Origin of the sequence: Pseudomonas sp. ES4, from assembly GCF_050586665.1 — a bacterium.
Taxonomy (GTDB): domain Bacteria; phylum Pseudomonadota; class Gammaproteobacteria; order Pseudomonadales; family Pseudomonadaceae; genus Aquipseudomonas; species Aquipseudomonas frederiksbergensis.
This window is the reverse complement of the sequence record NZ_JBOBDO010000002.1, coordinates 315,976-336,437: the sequence shown is the minus strand read 5'-3', so window position 1 is coordinate 336,437 and position 20,462 is coordinate 315,976. Positions and strand designations below refer to the sequence as shown.

17 protein-coding genes are annotated in these 20,462 nt (G+C 60.5%); 5 read left to right on the top strand and 12 right to left on the bottom strand.

Going from position 1 to position 20,462, the window contains the following annotated elements; all coding sequences use genetic code 11:
• Positions 1–80: 80 nt before the first annotated feature.
• The 7 genes from ACQ4OB_RS03720 to ACQ4OB_RS03690 form a co-directional block, all read right to left on the bottom strand.
• A complete protein-coding gene (locus tag ACQ4OB_RS03720; protein WP_074877629.1) occupies positions 81–743 on the bottom strand; it encodes a flavin reductase family protein in 663 nt (220 codons plus the stop codon).
• A gap of 12 nt (positions 744–755) precedes the next feature.
• Positions 756–2,243 carry an amidohydrolase family protein gene (locus tag ACQ4OB_RS03715; RefSeq protein ID WP_430955153.1) on the bottom strand — a complete coding sequence of 496 codons (1,488 nt, stop codon included), beginning with the start codon at positions 2,241–2,243 and terminating at the stop codon, positions 756–758.
• Positions 2,240–3,427, bottom strand: coding sequence for an amidohydrolase family protein (locus ACQ4OB_RS03710; protein WP_430955152.1), 1,188 nt, complete (start codon positions 3,425–3,427; stop codon positions 2,240–2,242). The genes ACQ4OB_RS03715 and ACQ4OB_RS03710 overlap by 4 nt, the downstream gene beginning before the upstream one ends.
• Before the next feature lie 159 nt (positions 3,428–3,586).
• Entirely contained in the window at positions 3,587–4,651 is a 1,065-nt protein-coding gene (locus ACQ4OB_RS03705) for an extracellular solute-binding protein (protein ID WP_430955189.1), read from the bottom strand.
• A gap of 39 nt (positions 4,652–4,690) precedes the next feature.
• Entirely contained in the window at positions 4,691–5,479 is a 789-nt protein-coding gene (locus tag ACQ4OB_RS03700) for an ABC transporter permease (RefSeq protein WP_046048507.1), read from the bottom strand.
• Positions 5,476–6,393, bottom strand: coding sequence for an ABC transporter permease (locus tag ACQ4OB_RS03695; protein ID WP_074877623.1), 918 nt, complete (start codon positions 6,391–6,393; stop codon positions 5,476–5,478). Before ACQ4OB_RS03695 ends, ACQ4OB_RS03700 begins: the two co-directional genes overlap by 4 nt.
• 1 nt (position 6,394) lies before the next feature.
• Positions 6,395–7,480, bottom strand: a complete 1,086-nt coding sequence (locus ACQ4OB_RS03690; protein WP_430955151.1) for an ABC transporter ATP-binding protein — start codon at positions 7,478–7,480, stop codon at positions 6,395–6,397.
• Between the two features lie 140 nt (positions 7,481–7,620).
• On the opposite strand from ACQ4OB_RS03690, the gene ACQ4OB_RS03685 reads away from it, so the two are divergent.
• The 4 genes from ACQ4OB_RS03685 to ACQ4OB_RS03670 all read left to right on the top strand — a co-directional run bounded on the left by ACQ4OB_RS03685 (position 7,621) and on the right by ACQ4OB_RS03670 (position 13,911).
• Positions 7,621–8,310, top strand: a complete 690-nt coding sequence (locus ACQ4OB_RS03685) for a GntR family transcriptional regulator (protein WP_074877619.1) — start codon at positions 7,621–7,623, stop codon at positions 8,308–8,310.
• 330 nt (positions 8,311–8,640) lie between these two features.
• The gene (locus ACQ4OB_RS03680) at positions 8,641–10,752 is read left to right on the top strand and encodes an ATP-binding protein (protein ID WP_430955150.1); all 2,112 of its coding nucleotides are present in this window, start codon (positions 8,641–8,643) and stop codon (positions 10,750–10,752) included.
• 168 nt (positions 10,753–10,920) lie between these two features.
• Positions 10,921–13,548 (top strand): excinuclease ABC subunit A, encoded by a 2,628-nt coding sequence (locus ACQ4OB_RS03675; RefSeq protein ID WP_430955149.1) that lies wholly within the window; start codon positions 10,921–10,923, stop codon positions 13,546–13,548.
• Between the two features lie 174 nt (positions 13,549–13,722).
• Entirely contained in the window at positions 13,723–13,911 is a 189-nt protein-coding gene (locus tag ACQ4OB_RS03670) for a hypothetical protein (RefSeq protein ID WP_074877613.1), read from the top strand.
• Positions 13,912–13,961: 50 nt separating this feature from the next.
• On the opposite strand, the gene ACQ4OB_RS03665 is transcribed toward ACQ4OB_RS03670, so the two are convergent.
• Positions 13,962–14,483 carry a DUF4142 domain-containing protein gene (locus tag ACQ4OB_RS03665; protein ID WP_074877611.1) on the bottom strand — a complete coding sequence of 174 codons (522 nt, stop codon included), beginning with the start codon at positions 14,481–14,483 and terminating at the stop codon, positions 13,962–13,964.
• A 217-nt stretch (positions 14,484–14,700) separates the two neighbouring features.
• On the opposite strand from ACQ4OB_RS03665, the gene ACQ4OB_RS03660 reads away from it, so the two are divergent.
• Complete coding sequence (locus ACQ4OB_RS03660; RefSeq protein WP_430955148.1) at positions 14,701–14,943, top strand: hypothetical protein; 243 nt, start codon at positions 14,701–14,703, stop codon at positions 14,941–14,943.
• A gap of 147 nt (positions 14,944–15,090) precedes the next feature.
• On the opposite strand, the gene ACQ4OB_RS03655 is transcribed toward ACQ4OB_RS03660, so the two are convergent.
• The 4 genes from ACQ4OB_RS03655 to ACQ4OB_RS03640 form a co-directional block, all read right to left on the bottom strand.
• Positions 15,091–16,182 carry an SMP-30/gluconolactonase/LRE family protein gene (locus ACQ4OB_RS03655; RefSeq protein ID WP_074877607.1) on the bottom strand — a complete coding sequence of 364 codons (1,092 nt, stop codon included), beginning with the start codon at positions 16,180–16,182 and terminating at the stop codon, positions 15,091–15,093.
• On the bottom strand, positions 16,179–17,324 hold the full coding sequence (locus tag ACQ4OB_RS03650; protein WP_074880751.1) for an SRPBCC family protein: 1,146 nt from the start codon (positions 17,322–17,324) through the stop codon (positions 16,179–16,181). Before ACQ4OB_RS03650 ends, ACQ4OB_RS03655 begins: the two co-directional genes overlap by 4 nt.
• Positions 17,325–17,430: 106 nt before the next feature.
• Entirely contained in the window at positions 17,431–18,294 is an 864-nt protein-coding gene (locus tag ACQ4OB_RS03645) for a LysR family transcriptional regulator (RefSeq protein WP_074877605.1), read from the bottom strand.
• 207 nt (positions 18,295–18,501) lie between these two features.
• The gene (locus tag ACQ4OB_RS03640) at positions 18,502–20,349 is read right to left on the bottom strand and encodes an amidohydrolase (RefSeq protein ID WP_074877603.1); all 1,848 of its coding nucleotides are present in this window, start codon (positions 20,347–20,349) and stop codon (positions 18,502–18,504) included.
• Positions 20,350–20,462: the final 113 nt, after the last annotated feature.

Here is a 20,462-nt window from a genome sequence, read left to right as displayed (position 1 = left end):
GTAACGCCTCCCGTGACGCTCTGCGTCACAGCGGACGCAGAGCGTCCCTGGCTGCATTCCCACGCAGAACGTGGGAACGATCATTTACCTGACGGCCAAAACCTTTCGCCGCCTCCCGGCGCATCCGTCCACGCCTGCAACGAGCGTGTCGGCAAATCGAAATAATCCCGCGTGCGCGCATACCCATGCCCACCCATCCGGCCAATTGCATCGAGCCCGAGTTGATCGATGTACAAGGTTTTCGGGTCGATCAATTCATCCCGCACATGCGCCATCAACACTTCGCCAAAGATAATCTCCCGCGACTGCCCGATAGACAGCGCCATCATCCGTCGACATTCCAAGGCCACCGGGGCTTCGCCGATTCGTGGGCATTTGACCGTGGTGCCGGGAATGGCGGTGAGGCCGGCGGCCGTCAGTTCGTCGAAACCGGGAGCGAACGGCACGGCGCAGACGTTCATGGCTTCCACCAGGGCATCGCTGACGATGTTCACGGTGAATTCCTGGTTGAGCTGGATATTGCGCGTGGTGTCCTTGGGGCTTTGGTCGCCGTAGTTTTCCACGCCCAACGCGAGGATCGGCGGGTCGGCCGAGAGGGCGTTGAAGAAGCTGAAGGGCGCGGCGTTGATTCGGCCTTCGCCGTCGATGGTGGTGACCAGGGCAATCGGCCGGGGCACCACGCTGCCGATCAGAATCTTGTACTTGTCTCGCGGGCTCAATTGGCTGAAGTCAAAGCTTTGCATGGGCAGAATTCTCTAAAGAAGGGGATCAATCGCGCTCAGTGGCGCGTCTGCGCTGTAGTCGTCAGCGAACGGAATGGCCGGTTTGAACAGGCCTTTCCAGTCCGGTTGGCCGAAGGCCCGGTCGCTGTGGCTGCGCATCAGTTTTTCGAATTGTTGTTGCGCCTGGCGTTGCAGGGCGGGGTAGTCGACGCCTTGAACCTGACCGTCCTGCATCACACAGCGGCCGTCGATGTAGCTGGCGATGCAGTCGTCACCGCGCCCGGCCAGCACCAGGTTTTTCAGTGGATCGAACAACGGCCCCAAATGCAGGCCGCGAAGGCTGAACACCGTGATGTCGGCCTTGGCGCCCGGTGCCAGGCGACCCAGATCGTCGCGGCCCAGAGCCTTGGCGCCGCCGAGGGTGGCGGCATTGTAAAAATCCAGCGTGCAGGTCAAGGAACCATCGCCCTCCATCAAGCGCGCGATGTTCAGACCCTGGCGCATGTTTTCCAGCACATCCGCCGGCCAGGTGTCGGTGCCCAAGGCGAAGTTGATGCCCTTGGCCCGATAGCGACCGAAAGAGTTCAACGCTTCGCCGTCACGGGCAAACACCACTGGGCAATGCACCAGACTCGCGCCGCCATCCACCACGCGTTGCAGATCGTCATCGCCGCAGGTGTAGATGCCGTGGGGCAGCAGGCAGCGCGGGGTCAGCAAATCCAATTGCTGCAACCAACCCAGCGGCGAAGTACCACGCAGTTGCTCGACCATCGCCACTTCACCGAGCCCCTGGCAGCAATGCAAACGCATCGGCGCGTTCAGTTCCCGACTCAGCGCGGCGGTGCGTTGCAGCAGGGCCGGGGTGCAGGTCTGGATCCGGTCCGGCAGCAGCGCGCCACGAATCAAACCCTCGTGCGCACCGTCGAAATCACGGAAAAACCGCGCAGCCGCGTCGAGCCCCGCCATGCCCCGCGTTTCATCCCAGTGATGCCCGAGGCTTCCATCGGCGCGCCAGTAACTCATGCCGCTCATGTAGCAGGGGCCGAGGTAAGTGCGCAGCCCCAACTCGCCCGCCACACCGGCTACCGCAGAAAACTCGTCGTAGGTCTCGGCCCATTCGCGGTAATACATCGAGGTGATCGGCATGGCGGTGGTGATGCCGTTGCGGATCAGCTGGGTGAAGGCGTAGCGGTATTTGAAGACTTCTTCATCGGGGCTGTAACTCTCCCGCGGACCGCTCGCCAGGTAATCCTCGGACCACATCCGGCCCATGTCGCGTTCATCGCCGTTGTCCAGCGTCAGCACCGTCGAATCAAGATCGCCGAGTGCATCCAGGTCGATGAAACCGGGTCCGATCAATGCGTTGCCGTAATCGACCCACTGGTCCACCGGCCCTGGATAGCCACGCCCGACAAACACAATGCGCGAACCTTCGAACACCACTTCGCCGTCGCGCCACAGCACATGCCGGGTGCCGTCGAACCCGACCACGCAACTGGCTTTCAATCCAATCCTTTTCACAGACGGCTTTCCTGCAGTTGGCCACCCGAGGCGATCAACTCACCGCCGCGATAAACCTGGCGCATCGGCCGCGACACCACCGCTTCACCCAGCGTCTGCACCGGCATCAGCAAAAAATCCGCCGGCTGACCGATCTCCAGACCATAACCCTCACAGCCCAACGCCCGAGCGCCATTCACTGTGGCGGCTTCAAACGCCGCCATCAGTTCATCGTCTTTGTTCAAATCGAAACGAAACGCCAGCAGCATCGCCCGTTCGAGCATGTCGCCGTTGCCCATGGGCGACCAGGCATCACGAATGCCGTCCGAACCCAGGCACACGTTCACCCCGGTCTCGCGCAATGCGAGAAACGGCGGCACCGCGCAATCGGCCGGCGCCGAACTCATCAGGGAAATGCCCAGGGCCGCCAAACGCTCGGCCACCGGTTTGACCTGACTCCACGGCAACATCCCAAGGCAGTACGCGTGGCTGATCATCACCCGACCCTGACGCCCGAAGCGTTCGGTGTAGTCGGCGATCAGTGCGATCTGCCACAGGCCCAGTTCGCCCTTGTCGTGCAGATGAATGTCGACGCCACGTTCGAATTCGCTGGCCAGCTTAAACACGAAGTCGAGCTGGGCGATGGGGTCATTGTCGATGCCGCAGGGGTCGAGTCCGCCAACGTTTTCCACGCCCAGGGCCATGGCTTCGCGCATCAGTTCGGCGGTGCCGGGGCGGCTGATCAGGCCGGTTTGCGGGAACACCACCAGTTGCAGGTCGATCAGGTCGCGGTAGGCTTCGCGCAGCTGTTGCATGGCCTCGACGTGGCGCAGGCCGAATTCCGGGTCGATGTCGACGTGACAACGCATCGTCAGCGAGCCACGGGCGATGCAGTTTTCCAGCAGGGCGCCGGCACGCTGGACAATCGGTGCCTGGACGTCACGCAGCACACGGCGCTCGTTGGCGATGTAGTCCTTGAGCGTCGGGCCGGCGCTGTTCGGGCGCCAGGGTTGACCCCAGAGGGTTTTGTCGAGGTGGACGTGGCTTTCGACCAGGGCCGGGGTGAGGAGCTGGTTTTGGCCGTCGATGTCGGTGGGGGCCGGCGGCGCGTTGGACGCGGGGCGTCGAGCCTTGAACAGGCCGTTTTCCAGAAGCAGGTCTTCGGCGGGGGAGCCGTAGGGGCGCACGTTGCGTAGCCAGGTCATTACATACCTCAAATTTTTGTGGTGTCTGGGCGGGCCTCATCGCGAGCAGGCTCGCTCCCACAGTGGTTTTGTGTTGAACATGGAATGTGTGAACAACCCAATACCCTGTGGGAGCGAGCCTGCTCGCGATGGCCGCGACTCGGTCTCAAACCCAGCCAATCAACCCTTGAGCTTCGACCAGATCCGGTCCTGCAACTCACGCGCCTTGTTGCTGCACTCTTTTTCCGGGCGCAGGCGCGAGGCGAACTCGTCGGGCATGTTGATCGCGTCCATCACCCGCCATTTGGCGTCGATCAGTTTGTCGCTCTGGATACCGTTGGCGTAGGCGATGGCGTTGGACACGGCGGCGGCGTTTTCCGGTTTCATCATCCAGTCGATGAAGAGCTTCGCGTTGCCAGGGTGCGGGGCGCTTTTCGGTACGGCGAAGTTGTCCTGGAACATCGCCAGGCCTTCGCGCGGGTACACGTACTTGATGGTGTTTTTTTGCAACGTGGCCCGTGCGGTGGAACCGTTCCAGTTTTGCATCATGATCACTTCACCGGAGGCCATGCGGTCGACGGTGTTGTCCGAGCTGTACATCTTCAAGTGCGGTTTCTGTTTTTGCAGCAGCTCCAGAATGCGCTTGGCGTCCTGCGGGTTTTCGCTGCATTCGTCCACGTTCAGGTAATGGCTGGCCGCGTTGATCACACTGCTGGACGTATCGAGGGCGGCGAGTTGGCCTTCGAGTTCCTTGCGTGGTTCGAAGAACTCTTTCCAAGAGTCATCGAGCTTGCCGCCGGGCACCCGCGCGCTGTCATAGGAAAACCCGGTGGTGCCCCACAGGTACGGAGCGGAGAACTTGCGGCCCGGGTCGAAACTCGGGTTGCGGAACGCCGGTTTGACGTACTGGAAGTTGGGCAGGGTCGACGCGTCGATTTGCAACAGCAGGTTCTGGTTGATCAACGTGCGCATGATCGACTGCGACGGCACGATCACGTCATACGCCGCGCCACCGGCCTGCAACTTGGCCAGCAGGGTTTCGTTGCTGTCGTAGCCGTCCATGGTGACCTTGATCCCGGTTTCCTTTTCGAACTTGGCCAGCAGTTCCACCGGGTAGTAGTCGGTCCAGTTATAGAAGAACAATTCCTTGGGTTCGGCGGCCTGCGCGGTGAAAACACTGAAGCAACCGAGGGCCAGACCGGCGACGCCGTAACGCATGCTTTTGAAGATCGTGTTTTTCAACATCATGGTTTTACGCTCCGAAAGTACCGCGAAGGAAAGGGCTCATTGGTTTTTGCCGCGCTGTCCCAGCCAGAAGGCCAGCACCACCAGCACGATGGAGATCACCAGCATCAGGGTCGAGATCGCGTTGATCTCCGGTGTGACCCCGGACTTGATCGCCGAGAAGATGTACACCGGCAACGTCGTCGAACCGGGGCCGGCCACGAAGAAGGTCATGATGAAGTCGTCGAGGCTGACCACGAACGCCAGCACCGAACCGGACAACACTGCGGGCCACAGCAGCGGTAGCGTCACTCGACGAAACACCTGCCACGGGTTGGCGTACAAATCGTTCGCCGCCTCCAGCAAGCTCTTGTCCAGATCATTGAGCCGCGCACGGATCGGCAGGTAGGCGAAAGGAATGCAGAAGCCAATGTGCGCGACGATCACCGTCAGCAAACCGAGCTTGATCCCCAGCGCCATGAACAGCAGCAGCGTGGCGACGGCGGTGACGATCTCCGGCAGGATCAGCGGCAGGTTGATCCCACCCTCGACCATCTTCTGTCCATAGAACGGCCGGTACGTCGCCAACGCCGCAAGCAACGCAATGGCCGTGGCACAGACCGTAGCGATGCCGGCGACGATGATCGAGTTCAGCGCTGCCGTCTGAATCGACGGGTTGGCCAGAATCCTGCCGTACCAGGCGAACGAGAACTCGGTCCATACCGTGGCCGAGCGGTTGGCGTTGAAGCTGTAGGCGATCAGCACGAAGATCGGCACGTACAGATAGGCCAGGATCAACAGGCTGACTTCGCGGGTCAGGGGCAGTTTTTTCAGGTGCAGGGCGATCATGCGGTGGCTCCCCGACGTAGAGTTTTGGCGGCGCTGCGGCTGTAGAGGGCGTAAAGCACCAGGGACAGCAGCAGAATCCCCAGCAACAGGAATGACAGCGAACTGCCCAGCGGCCAGTTGCGCGCGGTGCCGAACTGTTGCTGGATCAGGTTGCCGATCATCAGTGTCTTGCCGCCGCCGAGAATCGCCGGGGTAATGAACGCACCGAGACTCGGCACAAACACCAGCAACGCGCCGGCAATCACGCCGGGCATCGACAGCGGCAGAATGATCCGCTTCAGCGCGTGCCAGCGATTGGCGCCGAGGTCGTACGCGGCTTCCACCAGACGCCAGTCGAGTTTTTCCAGGGTCGAATAGATCGGCAAGATCATGAACGGCAGGAAGCTGTAGACCAGCCCGACGCTGACGGCGAAGTCGTTGTAGAGCAGGGTGATTCCACCGGCCTGCGGGAACAGCGCGTTGAGGCTCTGCGCAACCCAGCCGTGCTCACGCAGGATGATCAGCCAGGCGTAGTTGCGAATCAGCAGGTTGGTCCAGAACGGAATGGTGATCAGCAACACCATGAGGTTGCGCCGCTGGGGTGTCAGGCTCGACATCCACAAGGCCACCGGGAAGCCGAACAGGAAACACAGCAACGTGGTGCCGCCGGCCTGGAACACCGAGCGCAACAACGCCTGGGCGTAGACCCAGTTCAGCTCCAGTTCACCGTCGAAACCTTCCTGGAAAAACAGCTGCACGTAGCTTTGCAATTGCCAGTCGGCCTGCCAGTCGACGCCGCCGTACACATTGCGCGGCAGCAAGCTGATGTAGCCCATGATGCCGAGCGGAATGGCGATCAACGCCAGCAAAGTCAGAACCACCGGGCTGAGCAACAGCGCACGGCTGAGGGCGGGAGAAGTGCTGCTGACGCTCATCTCAGGCCTCCATCAACAGGCAGGCATGGGGCGGCAGGTTGACCGCGACGCGATCACCGACCACCCGCCCACGGTTCAGGCCTTCGTTGTTCTCGCGCAGCATGACCTTGATGTCGTTGTTCAACCGGCACTGATAGAGCGTGGCAGTGCCGACATACAACACCGCTTCGATCACGCCGCGCAGGTGATGCGGTTGTGACTGGTCGACCAATTGAGAGCGTTCCGGGCGGAAGGCCAATTGCACGCTGGCGCCGTCGAAGCCTTGGGCCGGGCAGGGGATTTCCACCGGCATGCCGTTCGGGACGAACAGTTTTTCGTTTTGCTGGCCGCGCTTGATGTGGCCGGGGAGGAAGTTGATGTCGCCGATAAACTGGGCGACAAACTGATGCTTGGGACTTTCGTAGATATCGTTCGGCGTGCCGATTTGCAGGATCTTGCCGGCGGACATCACGGCGATTCGATCGGACAGGGTCAGGGCTTCTTCCTGATCGTGGGTGACGAAAATGAACGTGATCCCGGCTTCCTTCTGCACGCGCTTGAGTTCGACCTGCATTTCCTTGCGCAGCTTCAGGTCCAGCGCCGACAGCGGTTCGTCGAGCAACAGCACTTTGGGTTTCGGCGCCAGAGCCCGGGCCAGCGCCACGCGCTGTTGCTGGCCGCCGGACAATTCGGCCGGTTTGCGCTGGGCCAGGTGTTGCATTTGTACCAGCGCGAGCATCTCATCGACCCGTTGCGGGATGAGCTTGCGATCAAGACCCTGCATCTCAAGGCCGAAGGCGATATTCTGCGCGACGCTCATGTGCGGAAACAGCGCGTAGCTCTGGAACACGGTGTTGACCCGGCGCTTGAACGGTGGCAAATCATTGACCGGTTCGCCCGCCAGACGAATCTCGCCTTCGCTGACCTGTTCGAAGCCGGCGATGGTGCGCAGCAGGGTAGTCTTGCCGCAGCCGGAAGGGCCGAGCAAGGTGAAGAATTCATTGTCGGCAATGTCGACTGAAACGTTGTCGAGGGCTGGAGCCAGCCCCGGATCGTCGGAATACCGCTTGGAGACGTTACGCACTTCAATCGCAGTTGGATGACCCATATTGGTGCATTCCTCTAATTATTGTATGCAATATCTGGATGCAATCTACAAATAACCGGATTAATGTGCTCGTGCAACCCCCTTTTTCAAAGGCTGTTCATCGCCTGGGGCCGGTTGTTTAGCGCTAAAGGAGTGTTCAGATGACCGAGAAAAAACTCGAGACCACGGTCGACCGCGTCTACCAAGGGGTTTACGAGGCGATCAGCAAACGTTCATTGCGGCCCGGGATGAAGCTGGGCGAAGCGTCATTGGCCGAACTTTTTAATGTCAGCCGGACATCGGTTCGTGCCGCGCTCAAGCAGTTGGAAGCCGATGGCCTGGTGACCACCGAGCCCAACAAAGGGGCGTCGGTGTCGTTGCCCAGTGATGAGGAAATTCGCTCGCTGTTTGAAACGAGGCGCCTGGTCGAGATCGGCATCGTCACCGAGCTCTGCCGCCGTCGTGATACTGCCGTGACCCAGGACCTGCGTGATCACCTGTTGCTGGAGGATGAAGCGCACCGCAGTGGCGACCATGAACGGTTGATTCATTTGCTGGGTGAGTTCCACATCAAACTCGCGCAAAGCCTGAACAACCCGGTGTTGCTGGACTGGTTCCGCAAGCTGATTTCCCGCGCCTCGCTGTACGCCGCGGCACTGGATGACGACAGTCACGAAGCGTGCCGCGACGACGAACACCTGCGGCTGATCGAGTACATCGAAGCCGGCAACCAGAGCGCCGCGATCGAACTGACCTGCATGCATTTGAATGGCATCGAGAAGGCCATTCTCGACGTCGCCGCCACGTTGAAAACCGACTACCACCCGCTCAAGCACCTGATCGAGGTCTAACCACGCTGAAACCGTGTAGCAGCTGTCGAGCCTGCGAGGCTGCGTTCGGCTGCGAAGCAGTCGTGAAAACAAACACCTCGGTGTGTCAGGACAATCTTGGATGCAGGGTTTACGACTGCTGTGCAGCCGAACGCAGCCGAACGCAGCCTCGCAGGCTCGACAGCTGCTACAAAGTCCTCAGGGAAAACCCACAAAAATCTGCAAGTCCAGAATCAGCTAACCTCTATGAAACCATTGGCGACGACGATGCTCGAAACAAACGGGCACGCACCGTCCTCATGCCGTTGCGATCCCTTAAGCCGGTCATCTACAGGGATACAGAGTCAGTCGATGCAGTTTCTAGACGATAGCCATGGGTGTGCAGGCTGGAACGGTGAAATGGCCGAGCGCATCCGCGCGTTCGACTGGAGCGTGACTGAGCTCGGGCCCATGCACGCCTGGCCCAGAAGCTTGTGCAGCGCGGTGCAGTTGATGCTCGCGTCGCCACTGCCGATGGTGATGCTGTGGGGCCGGCCGGGTTACATGATCTATAACGATGCGTACTCGAAATTTGCCGGTGGCCGCCATCCTTACCTGTTGGGTTCCCCGGTGGAACTGGGCTGGCCGGAAGTCGCCGAATTCAATCGGCATGTGGTCGACACTTGCCTGGCCGGCGGCACGCTGTCCTATCGCAACAAAGAGCTTGTGCTTTTGAGGGACGGCATACCCGAAGACGTCTGGCTGGATCTCTATTACAGTCCGGTGGCGGATGACGACGGGAAACCGGCCGGGGTCATGGCGATGGTGGTCGAGACCACTGAACATGTGATTTCCGAGCGCCGTCGTCAGGCCGCCGAGGACGCCTATCACGCCGACAACGAGCGGGTGCGCCTGGCACTCAATGCCGGGGCTCTGCTCGGCTCGTTCGTTTGGGACATCAAGGACAATGTGCTCTCCGGCGATGAGCGTTTCGCCCGTACTTTTTCCTACCCGCCCGACCAGAACCTGGCCGACCTGCCAATGGACATCGCGCAGGCACGGATCCATCCCGATGACCGCATCTGGATGCAGGAGCAGATCAATCAAGCAATGAAAACCGGCGAACCCTTCAATGCCGAATGTCGGGTCCTGCGCCCTGATGGCAGTTACCTGTGGGTACTGGCGAGTGGAGGCTGCGAGTTCAACGAGCAGGGCGAACCGTTCCGTTTTCCCGGGGTGTTGATCGATATCCACGAACGCAAGATCGCCGAAGAATCCCTGCTCAAGTTCACCCGTAATCTGGAGCAACGCGTTGCCGACGAAGTCGAAGCGCGACTGGCTGCCGAAGAACAACTGCGTCAATCGCAGAAGCTCGAAGCCATCGGCGGCCTCACCGGCGGCGTGGCCCATGACTTCAACAACCTGTTGCAGGTGATCGCCGGCAATCTGCACTTGCTGGCGCGGCATGAACCGGACAATGCCAATGTGCAGCGCCGGGTCAGCGCTTCGATTGCCGCGGTCGAACGTGGCGCCAAACTGTCTTCGCAATTGCTCGCATTCGCCCGTCGTCAGCCCTTGTCACCAGCGGTCTGTGATCTGCGCCAGGTCTTCGATGGGCTCGGGGAATTGTTGCAGCGGGCGCTGGGGGAAACCATCCAGATCAACGTCAGCGCGGCCGAAGCCCTTTGGCACATCTACGTGGACCGCAATCAACTGGAAAACGCCATCCTCAATCTGGCGATCAATGCCCGCGACGCCATGAAGGGCGAGGGGACCATTGACCTGAGCGCCGAGAACATTGTCCTTGATCGCAAGTTTTGTGCAGGCAAGGGCATCGTCGCCGGCGACTATGCCTGCGTGGCGGTGGCTGACAAAGGTATCGGCATGTCCCCGCAAGTACTCGCACAGGCTTTCGAGCCGTTTTTTACCACCAAGGCCGATGGCCAGGGCACGGGGCTGGGCCTGAGCATGGTGTTCGGTTTCGTCAAGCAGAGTGGCGGGCATATCGAGATTTCCAGCGTGATCGGGCACGGCACGCGGGTGCAGCTGTATTTCCCTCGCAGCTTGCGCCCGATGCTCAACGAAACGGTACGGCATGACCCACAACAGCGAGGCGGACACGAAACCATTCTGGTGGTCGAGGACAACGAGGCGGTGCGCAGCTCAGCGGTGGAGTTGCTGAGTGAAGAAGGTTATCGAGTACTGACGGCGGCCAATGGCGACGTGGCGATGCAGATGTTGCTGGAGGGCGCGGTGGTGGACCTGATTTTCACTGACGTGGTCATGCCCGGCCTGATCAAAAGCGCGGACCTGGCCGCCTGGGCCAAAGTGCAGACGCCGCCGGTGGCCGTGCTGTTCACCTCGGGTCACACCCGTGACATTATTTCGCGCAATCACCAGCTCAGTCCTGATACGCATTTGCTGAGCAAACCCTATGGTCCCCAGGCGCTGACCCGAATGGTGCGCACCGTCCTCAATGGCTAACTCGATTGATCGTTCCCACGCTCCGCGTGGGAATGCCTCTAGGGACGCTCCGCGTTCCAGCTCTCGAAAGGGACGCGGAGCGTCCCGGGCTGCATTCCCACGCGGAGCGTGGGAATGATCAGGTACAGGTGAACCGCATTTTTTTGAACCTTCCAATCAAGGCCGCTCATGACATCCAAGCGCACTTCCAATCCCCCCTCCGGCATGGTCAGGGTGCGTGGCGCCCGGGAACACAATCTGAAAAACGTCGATGTCGACATTCCCCGGGATGCCCTGGTGGTGTTCACTGGCGTGTCCGGTTCGGGGAAATCGTCGTTGGCGTTCTCGACCCTCTACGCCGAAGCGCAACGTCGCTATTTCGAATCCGTGGCGCCTTATGCGCGGCGCCTGATCGATCAGGTCGGCGTGCCGGACGTCGACTCCATTGAAGGCTTGCCGCCGGCGGTGGCGCTGCAGCAACAACGGGGTACGCCGAGCACGCGCTCTTCGGTGGGCAGCGTGACGACGTTATCGAGCCTGATCCGCATGCTGTACTCCCGGGCCGGCAGTTACCCGCCGGGGCAACCGATGCTGTATGCGGAAGATTTTTCGCCCAACACGCCACAGGGCGCGTGCCCCGAATGTCATGGGTTGGGGCGGGTGTATGAAGTCACCGAAGCGTTGATGGTGCCGGACCCGAGCCTGACCATTCGCCAGCGCGCGGTGGCCTCCTGGCCCACGGCCTGGCAGGGACAGAACCTGCGCGACATCCTGGTGACGATGGGTTACGACGTTGATAAACCCTGGCGCGATTTGCCGAAAAAACTGCGCGACTGGATTCTCTTCACTGAAGAAACCCCCACGGTGCCGGTGTATGCCGGGCTCACCCCCGAAGAAACCAGAGTCGCGCTCAAACGCAACATGGAACCGAGTTACCAGGGCACGTTCACCGGCGCCCGGCGCTACATCCTGCACACCTTCAGCCATTCCCAAAGCGCGTTGATGAAGAAGCGCGTCGCGCAATTCATGCTCGGCAGCCCGTGCCCGTTGTGCGATGGCAAACGGCTCAAGCGCGAGGCGCTGTCGGTGACCTTTGCCGGTTACGACATCGGCGAACTGTCGCAGATGCCATTGCTGCAAGTGGCCGAAGTCTTGAAACCAGTCGCCGCTCACAGCTACCTCGAACAGGCCGAGGCAGTGGGCGAAGTGCTGACGCACGACCAGACCCGCGAAGCCCGCGAGCAACGAGTGGCCCACGGCGCCAGTGGTCACGCCAACGCGCCGGATGTACGCCACACACCGAACCTGTCGGTGGAGAAACGCCTGGCCGCGCAGCGGATCGCTCAGGACTTGCTGGAACGGGTCAGCACGTTGACCGATTTGGGGCTTGGTTACCTGGCGCTGGACCGCAGCACGCCGACGCTGTCGTCCGGTGAATTGCAGCGCCTGCGCCTGGCGACGCAATTGGGTTCGCAGTTATTCGGCGTGATTTACGTGCTGGATGAACCGTCAGCCGGATTGCACCCGGCGGATGGCGAAGCCTTGTTCGAAGCCTTGCAACGCTTGAAAGCCGCCGGCAACACTTTGTTTGTGGTCGAGCATGACCTGGAAACCATGCGCCGCGCCGATTGGTTGATCGACGTCGGCCCGGCGGCTGGCGAGCATGGCGGCCAAGTCCTGTACAGCGGACCGCCGCCAGGGCTGGCCGGGATAACGAATTCCCAGACCCGCGCCTACCTGTTCGCCGAGCAGGTCCCCGCATCACGTGTCAGCCGCAAACCGACCGATTGGTTGCGACTCGAAGGCATCACCCGCAACAACCTGAACAACCTCAGCGCCGAGTTTCCACTGGGCTGTTTCACCGCGGTGACCGGTGTCTCCGGTTCCGGCAAATCGAGCCTGGTCAGTCAGGCGTTGCTGGAACTGGTGGGCGCGCATCTGGGGCGTGCGGCAAGTGACAGCGAGCCGCAAGAGTTGAGCCTTGAGGACGACGCACCGCAAGTCAGCGGCGGACAGGTCACGGCGGGGCTGGAATCGATCAAGCGCCTGGTGCAAGTCGATCAGAAACCCATCGGCCGCACACCGCGCTCGAACCTGGCGACCTACACCGGGCTCTTCGACAACGTGCGCAAACTGTACGCCGCCACGCCTCAAGCCCAGGCCGAGGGTTACGACGCGGGCCAGTTTTCCTTTAACGTCGCCAAGGGGCGATGCCCCACGTGCGAAGGTGAAGGCTTTGTCAGCGTCGAGTTGCTGTTCATGCCCAGCGTCTATGCCCCGTGTTCGACCTGCCACGGCGCGCGCTACAACCCCGAGACGCTGGCAATCATCTGGCAAGGGTTGAACATCGCCCAGGTGTTGCAACTGACGGTGGACGAGGCGGTCACGGTGTTTGCCGAGCAACCGGGTATTCGCCGGTCGCTGGAGGTGCTGCGCGATATCGGCCTGGGTTACCTGCGCCTCGGTCAGCCGGCGACCGAGTTGTCGGGCGGTGAAGCCCAGCGGATCAAACTGGCCACCGAACTGCAACGCAACCAGCGCGGGGCAACCTTGTATGTGCTCGACGAGCCCACCACCGGTTTGCACCCACGTGATGTCGATCGCTTGCTCGAACAGTTGAATACGCTGGTGACGGCGGGGCATACGGTGATCGTCGTCGAACATGAAATGCGCGTGGTGGCGCAGAGTGACTGGGTGATCGACATCGGCCCCGGTGCGGGGGATCAGGGCGGAAAGATTGTTGTGGCAGGCACACCCCAGAAGATCACCAAGAGTAAAAAGAGCCGGACGGCGCCATTTTTGGCCAGAATCCTTTGATCGTTCCCGCGCGGAACGATCGGTTCACATACCGTCCCGCTTGCGCCGGATTTTGTCCAGCCGTTCACTCGAGCATAGGCGATTCATTCGATGGAACGTTGTTTGCGCAGCGGCTTCGAATCTTCAAGGCCCGACTGTTTCAGCCGCGCATGTGCAGTGATGAACGAGGTACTTATGAACGATGACAGTGATCTTGAGGAAAACGCAAAAACCCCCGAACCGGAAAGCGCAGACAAAGCGGTCGACCAGAAGCAACGCCACACCGATAACGACAATGAGTTCAGCCCGGGCTTCAAGCCGAATCCCGACCGGCCCAAACCCGGGGATGACACCGATGCCGATATCGATACTGATGGTGGTTAGTCAGGAACTGAAAAGGCCGCATCAAACGATGCGGCCTTTTCGTGGGAGGGTTATTTGTCTGGATGAGCAGCCTGGAGCTTTTTCGCCATTTGCAGATGTTTCTCCAGCGCCGGCAGCATCTTCTGCGCGAAACCTTTCAGATCCGTGGCGCCTTTGGTTTTGTCGTCCGTCACGGTGTTGGCTTCTTTCTTGAACAGTTCGATAGTGTCTTCATGGGCTTTCACCTGATTGTTGGCGTAGGCCGCGTCGAAAGATTCATCGCGCAAGTCGAGGATTTTCTCTTTCGCCTGTTTGACTATCGTCGTGCTGTCCGGTACCTCGATGTCGTGCTTTTTCGCCAGCGCCGCCAGTTCATCGTTGGCCTTGGAATGGTCGGTGATCATCATGTTGGCGAATGCCTTGATGTCCGCCGATGAGCTTTTTTCCAGGGCCAATCGGCTCGTTTCGACTTCCGCGATACCACCCGCGGCCGCCTTGTCGACGAAGTCATTGGAAGTGGCAGCGAAAGCCGTGCCCATGCTGGTGCTCAAGGCAACGGCCAACGTGAGGTAGCGCAGGGTAAATCCGTCCATTGGTTATTCTCCACACAGGTTTTCATGGGCGATCGATTGATCGTTAACCTGTGGATGCCGACGAGCGGGCAAAGGTTTTATTGCATTTACGGCAGGGCGACGAACGGGCACCGCTGGTCTGATAGGCGGTCGACAGGAGGGGCTAACCGAGGCCATTCTGATAGTTGGTGAACGCCATTGATCGCGTTTGCCTCCGATCAACAAACGGAGGTGTTCCATGCCGGTGATACACAGCCTTACTGAGGATCTCAATCTTTCAAAGGAAGAAATCCAGCAAAAACGCACCAAGGATCCGTTACTGGATTCACTGATCAACAAGTATTTGCAGGCGGATGCTGAGGTCGTAAAGGCCGAAACCGCCAAATCGGATGCGCCCAGCGATGACGCATTGAAGAAACTCAAGGAGAAGCGCGTGCAGGTTAAGCAAAAGATCGTTGATCGGCTCCAGACGCCGTCCTGACGCGTTCTGTCTGGTCACCGACGATCGGTGACTGAAAAATTGGAACGGCGATAAATACCGGCACCTCGAATGTTCAGGGTCCGAATCTACGGCTCCATGCGAGGTGCCCCATGAATCCAGGATTCGCCAGCTGCTACATTATTGAGCTTACTTTTGTAACGCCGTACTGAGTGGTAAACGCGCCATGTGTCTGGCCTTCAACGACCCGAAATACAACCAGTCTCCATACTCGCGAACGGTGGTGATCGGCGAATAGTTGTCGCGGCTACCGTCCTGCAAGTTGGCGATCACTTTGCCGTCCAGATCCAGGCCCAGGGCGAAGGCGCGTTTCTCCACCGGTTTAGGCAGGAAAGTCATGGCCCGCACAATCATCTTGCGCACGAATGGATGCGGCGCGGTGGCATCGAGCAAGGCATTGCGCGGCGCATAGAGCGCCACCCAGAAGCGGTCGCGACCATTGAACGCGAGGTTGTCCGGCAACCCTGGCAGGTTGTCGATGAATAGATCACGGGTGCCGGCTTTCGGCCCGCTCAACCAGTAGCGACTGATGCGATAGGCGCCCGTTTCGTTGACCAACACGAAGGCATCGTCCGGTCCCAACGTCACGCCGTTGGCGAATTCCAGCTTATCCAGCAGGACCGCGGTCTTGCCGGTCTGGAAGTCATAACGCAGCAAGCGGCCATCGCCGCCGTGCTCGATGATCGCGTCGCCGTCACTGCCGTAGCCAAAGCGGCTGGAGGCATCGCTGAAATAGGCGTAGTGCCCGGACTTGTCGATTACCACGTCGTCGGTGAAACCGAAGGGCACGCCGTTGGCCGTGGTGGTCAATGGAATCAAGCGGCCCTGGACATCCAGAGACAGCAAGCCCTTGACTCCGTCGGCAATCACCAGCATCCCGTTGGGATGACGGGCCAGCCCCAAGGGTCTGCCGCCCGTATCGGCCAGGACCTTGGTGACCTTGCCGTCGAGGCTGGTATGGATCAATCGGCCGTCATGCAAACCCGTGATGAGCGCGTCTTCCTCCAGCAGCAACGCTTCCGGGCCGTCGATATCAGCGGCGCCAACGCGCTCCACACCTTTGAGGCGCTGATTGTCGGCATAGATGCCGCTGGTGAGGGAGGGCGCCGGTGACGGTGTCCAGGCCACCGGTTGTACCTTGGTCGGCATCAGTAGCAAAAAGGCGCCGATGGCAATGATCAGCAGCAATACCACATGGCGAAACCTGGCGGTTCGACTCACGCGCTGACTCCTGCCGGGGCTAGCTGTTTTTGCGCCATCTCGCGCAATGTCAGCATCGACGCTGCCGATTCACGATCGATGCGGCGCTTGAGCAGCAGTCGATTGGCAATGCGCATCGCCAGGCTTCTGAACTGATACTCCAGGGTGCGGACAAAGCGTGTGCTATCGCCCCGGGCCTCGCATTCGTAAGTCACTACCAAAGACAACCCGTGATCGTCATGGGCCCAGGCACTCCAGCGGCGTCCTGGCAGGTATTCGTTAACCTCCCAGTGCAGGTGTCCCTCACGCCCGCCGGCCTTGATGTCTTCCTCGAATCGCCCTCCGGCATGCAGCGGACCGCCCTGGCCATTGACCTTCAGAGACGAGGGATGCCACTCCGGCCAGCGGGTCACAGTGCAGGCATAGGCGAGCACGTCAATCGGGTCTCCAGCAATGTCGATGTGATGCTGCATGCAGGTCATGGGCGTTCTCGTCGAGTGCAGGTCAGTCGGCTCCGGTTCCCAATAGAGGGTGCCGAACAGGTAGTCCATCAGCGGCAAAACGATATTGAAATTGCGCTCCTGCATCAGCTCACGACGGTGATGCAGTTCGTGCAGGCGGCGCATCTGGCAGATCCACGGCAACCGTGTGAGGAGATTTTCCGGCGGCAGGTGCTCGCAGGCATGGAACACTTCGTAGGCCAGGTAGCCGAGGACCAGGCAGCCGCCGATCAACCCGGCGACGTTGGCATCGAACTGCTTGAACAGCCACCAGACGGGCAGGGCGATGACGAGCGTGTGCAACACGATCAGCCAGGCTGGAAACAGAACCACCCGCCAGTCTCGCGCCGTTTCGTAGGTCATGTGGCCAGGGGCGAAAAAGCTGTGATGGTCGCCGGCATGGCGGGCATAGAACATTCGCGCGAAGTTCTTTTTGTGATGTCCCAAGTGCCGATGGACCATGTACACGCCGAAGTTGAAAAACAACAACGTCAACGGCACCGCCAGCCATTGAAGTGGCTGAACCTGGTGCACCGTGCTCCAGAATCCGCCGATGGCCAGCAAGCCGAACAGCAGCACAAAAGTGCCGTGCAGCCATGGGTTGTAGAGTGGATGAATTGCAGCGCGGTAGCGGGCGCGGAATGCTTCGGTGGTCTGCCTCACTGCAATCACCTGTCGTTATTGTTATCTCCAGCAGCGTAGCCGATCCCGGCGTTTTGGCTGGCGCAACCTTGAGGACTTAACCGCCATGCTTCGGTGCAAACCGGATTCAGGTCAGCGGGTTCCAGCGTTGCGACCAGTCATCGTCGGATTTGATCACTTCGCGAAGCAGGTCGAAGGCTTGTTGCAGGGTCGCCGAGTCGCGGTCGCGGGAGTAAACCAGATAGGTCGGGTAGCTGAATTCGGGGGCTTTGGGCACTTGCTCCAGCACACCGCTTTGCAGATAACTCTGGACCACCCGGGTGCGGAAGTAGCCGCTGCCGCCGTTTTCCAGGATGTACTGCAAGCCCAGTGGGCCAAGGTTGAAGCTCAACGCGGCCTTGGCTTTTTCCGGCAGGGCCGCATCGTGTTGACGGCGGAAGTCCGGGCCCCAGTCGATGTACACGTAGGGATCAGGTCTTGCGGCCAGGCGGATGAGGACCAGTTTTTCTTCCAGTACCTGTTCGACTTGCAAGCGTGGCCAATACTCGGGCTGGTAAACCAGCGCCGCATCCAGAACCCCCAGTTCCAGCTGTCGCAGCAGATTTTCACCGTCACGAATTTCCATGCGCAGGGCATGGCTGGGGATCTTCTCGCGCAGCGCTCCGGCCCAACTGAGCATCAGCGGATTGCACAGGCTGACCTCGCCACCGATGTGCAACACGTCGCGATAACCTTCGGGTAACGGCAAGTCCCGGCGCGCCGCTTCCCAGGTTTCGACCAGTTGATTGGCGTAGACCACGAAGGCTTCACCGTTCGGCGTCAGGCGCGCACCGGCTCGGTTGCGCACGAACAGGGTGCTCCCAAGTTGGCTTTCGAGTTTTTGCACGCGCGCGGTGATCGCGGTCTGGGTGACGTGGAGTTTTTCGGCGGCTGCGGCAAGGCTGCCGTGGCGGACGATTTCCAGAAAGGTGCGGGCGAGATCGATATCCATGGGGCGGCCGGAGGGGGAGGTGCGCCATTGTAAGAGCACCGCTCAGCTGTGGCGAGGGAGCTTGCTCCCGCTGGGGCGCGAAGCGGCCCCAAAACCTGTTGCCACGATTCTCCAGATACGCTCCCGGTCGGATGGTTTACGGCTGCTGCGCATCCGAACGGGAGCAAGCTCCCTCGCCACAGTTTCCCCTTTCACTTGGCTATTCGTTCAAAACGCAAAACACGAACAACCAAACGCGCCCCAGAAACCGGCGAAATCGCTGACCGGCGCCGACGACAGCCGCGCCCGTTCATGACGATGGGCATGCACCGCGCAAGCCCCGACACATTGATGAACCTGCGCCGTCAGCGGCGCCAGGGGTTTCCAATGGCCCGGCACTTTGGCAACGGGCGACCACTCCGGTACCACCGGGATGGGAGGCGGCCCGAGTTTTTCAAACTCGACGCTGCCGTAGACAATCTTGCCGTCAACGATGGTCAGGACCGATTCGATCCATTTGACCGCTTCATCCTCGATGTGGAAATAGTCCGCCGACAGCGCAATCAGGTCCGCGAGTTGCCCGACCTTGATCTGGCCTTTTTTACCCTGCTCGGAGGAAAACCAGGCGCTGCCGTGGGTGAAGAGTTCCAGCGCGGTATCGCGGCTCAAGCCTTGCGGGTACAGCGCCAGACCACCGACGGTGCGACCGCTGATCAGCCAGTACAGCGAAGTCCAGGGGTTGTAGCTGGAAACGCGTGTGGCATCGGTGCCAGCGCCGACCGGAATGCCTTCGGCGAGCATACGAGCGATGGGCGGGGTGGCTTCGGCAGCCTTGGCGCCGTAACGGTCGACGAAGTATTCGCCCTGGAAGGCCATGCGATCCTGGATCGCGATGCCGCCACCCAGGGCTTTGACCCGTTCGATGTTCTGCGGGGTGATGGTTTCGGCGTGGTCGAAGAACCACGGCAAACCGTCGAACGGAATGTCGCGATTAACCTTCTCGAACACGTCGAGCATGCGGCTGATGGACTCGTTGTACGTGGCGTGCAAACGGAACGGCCAGCGCTGCTCCACCAGATGGCGGACCACCGGTTCCAGTTCCTGTTCCATGGTTTGCGGCAGGTCGGGGCGGGGTTCGAGAAAGTCCTCGAAGTCGGCCGCCGAGAACACCAGCATTTCCCCGGCACCGTTGTGCCGTAGAAAATCATCGCCCTGACCGTAGTGGGAGGTGCTGGTCCAGTTCTTGAAATCGGTCAGTTCTTCTTTCGGCTTCTGGGTGAACAGGTTGTAGGCGATCCGCACTGTGAGTTGCTGGTCTTTGGCCAGTTGCTGGATGACTTGATAGTCGTCCGGATAATTTTGATAACCGCCGCCGGCATCGATGGCGCTGGTGACACCCAGGCGGTTGAGTTCACGCATGAACTGACGGGTCGAATTGACCTGGTATTCCAGCGGCAGTTTCGGTCCCTTGGCCAGGGTCGAGTAGAGAATCATCGCGTTGGGGCGGGCGATCAGCATGCCCGTCGGGTCACCATTGGCATCACGCTGGATTTCGCCACCCGGCGGATTTGGCGTATCGCGGGTATAGCCGACCACCTTCAGCGCGGCGCGGTTGAGCAGGGCACGGTCGTAGAGATGCAGGACAAATACGGGGGTATCCGGCGCGGCCTTGTTCAGTTCATCAATCGTCGGCAGGCGTTTTTCGGCGAACTGGAACTCGTTCCAGCCACCGACCACCCGCACCCATTGTGGCGTGGGCGTGCGGTCGGCCTGATCCTTGAGCATGCGCAGCGCGTCGACCAGGGATGGCACGCCTTCCCAGCGCAGTTCAAGGTTGTAGTTGAGGCCACCACGGATCAGGTGCAGGTGCGAGTCGTTTAGGCCGGGAATCACCGTGCGACCGTGCAGGTCGACAATTTGTGTGCCGGGGCCTTGCAGGGCCATGGCCTGGGCGTCGCTGCCAACCACCACAAAGCGTCCGTCCTTGATCGCGACGGCACTGGCCTGAGGTTTCTTGCGATCGACGGTGTGCAGGCGTCCGTTGTACAGGATGAGGTCGGCGGGGGCGTCGGGCATGGTTTTACTCCCTGCGATTAGCGGGCTGATCCAGGCACCGACGGCGCCTGCCGTAAGGCCTTGCAGTACACGTCGGCGGTTAAATCCGTCGTGGTCGTCAGGTGGGCTCATGG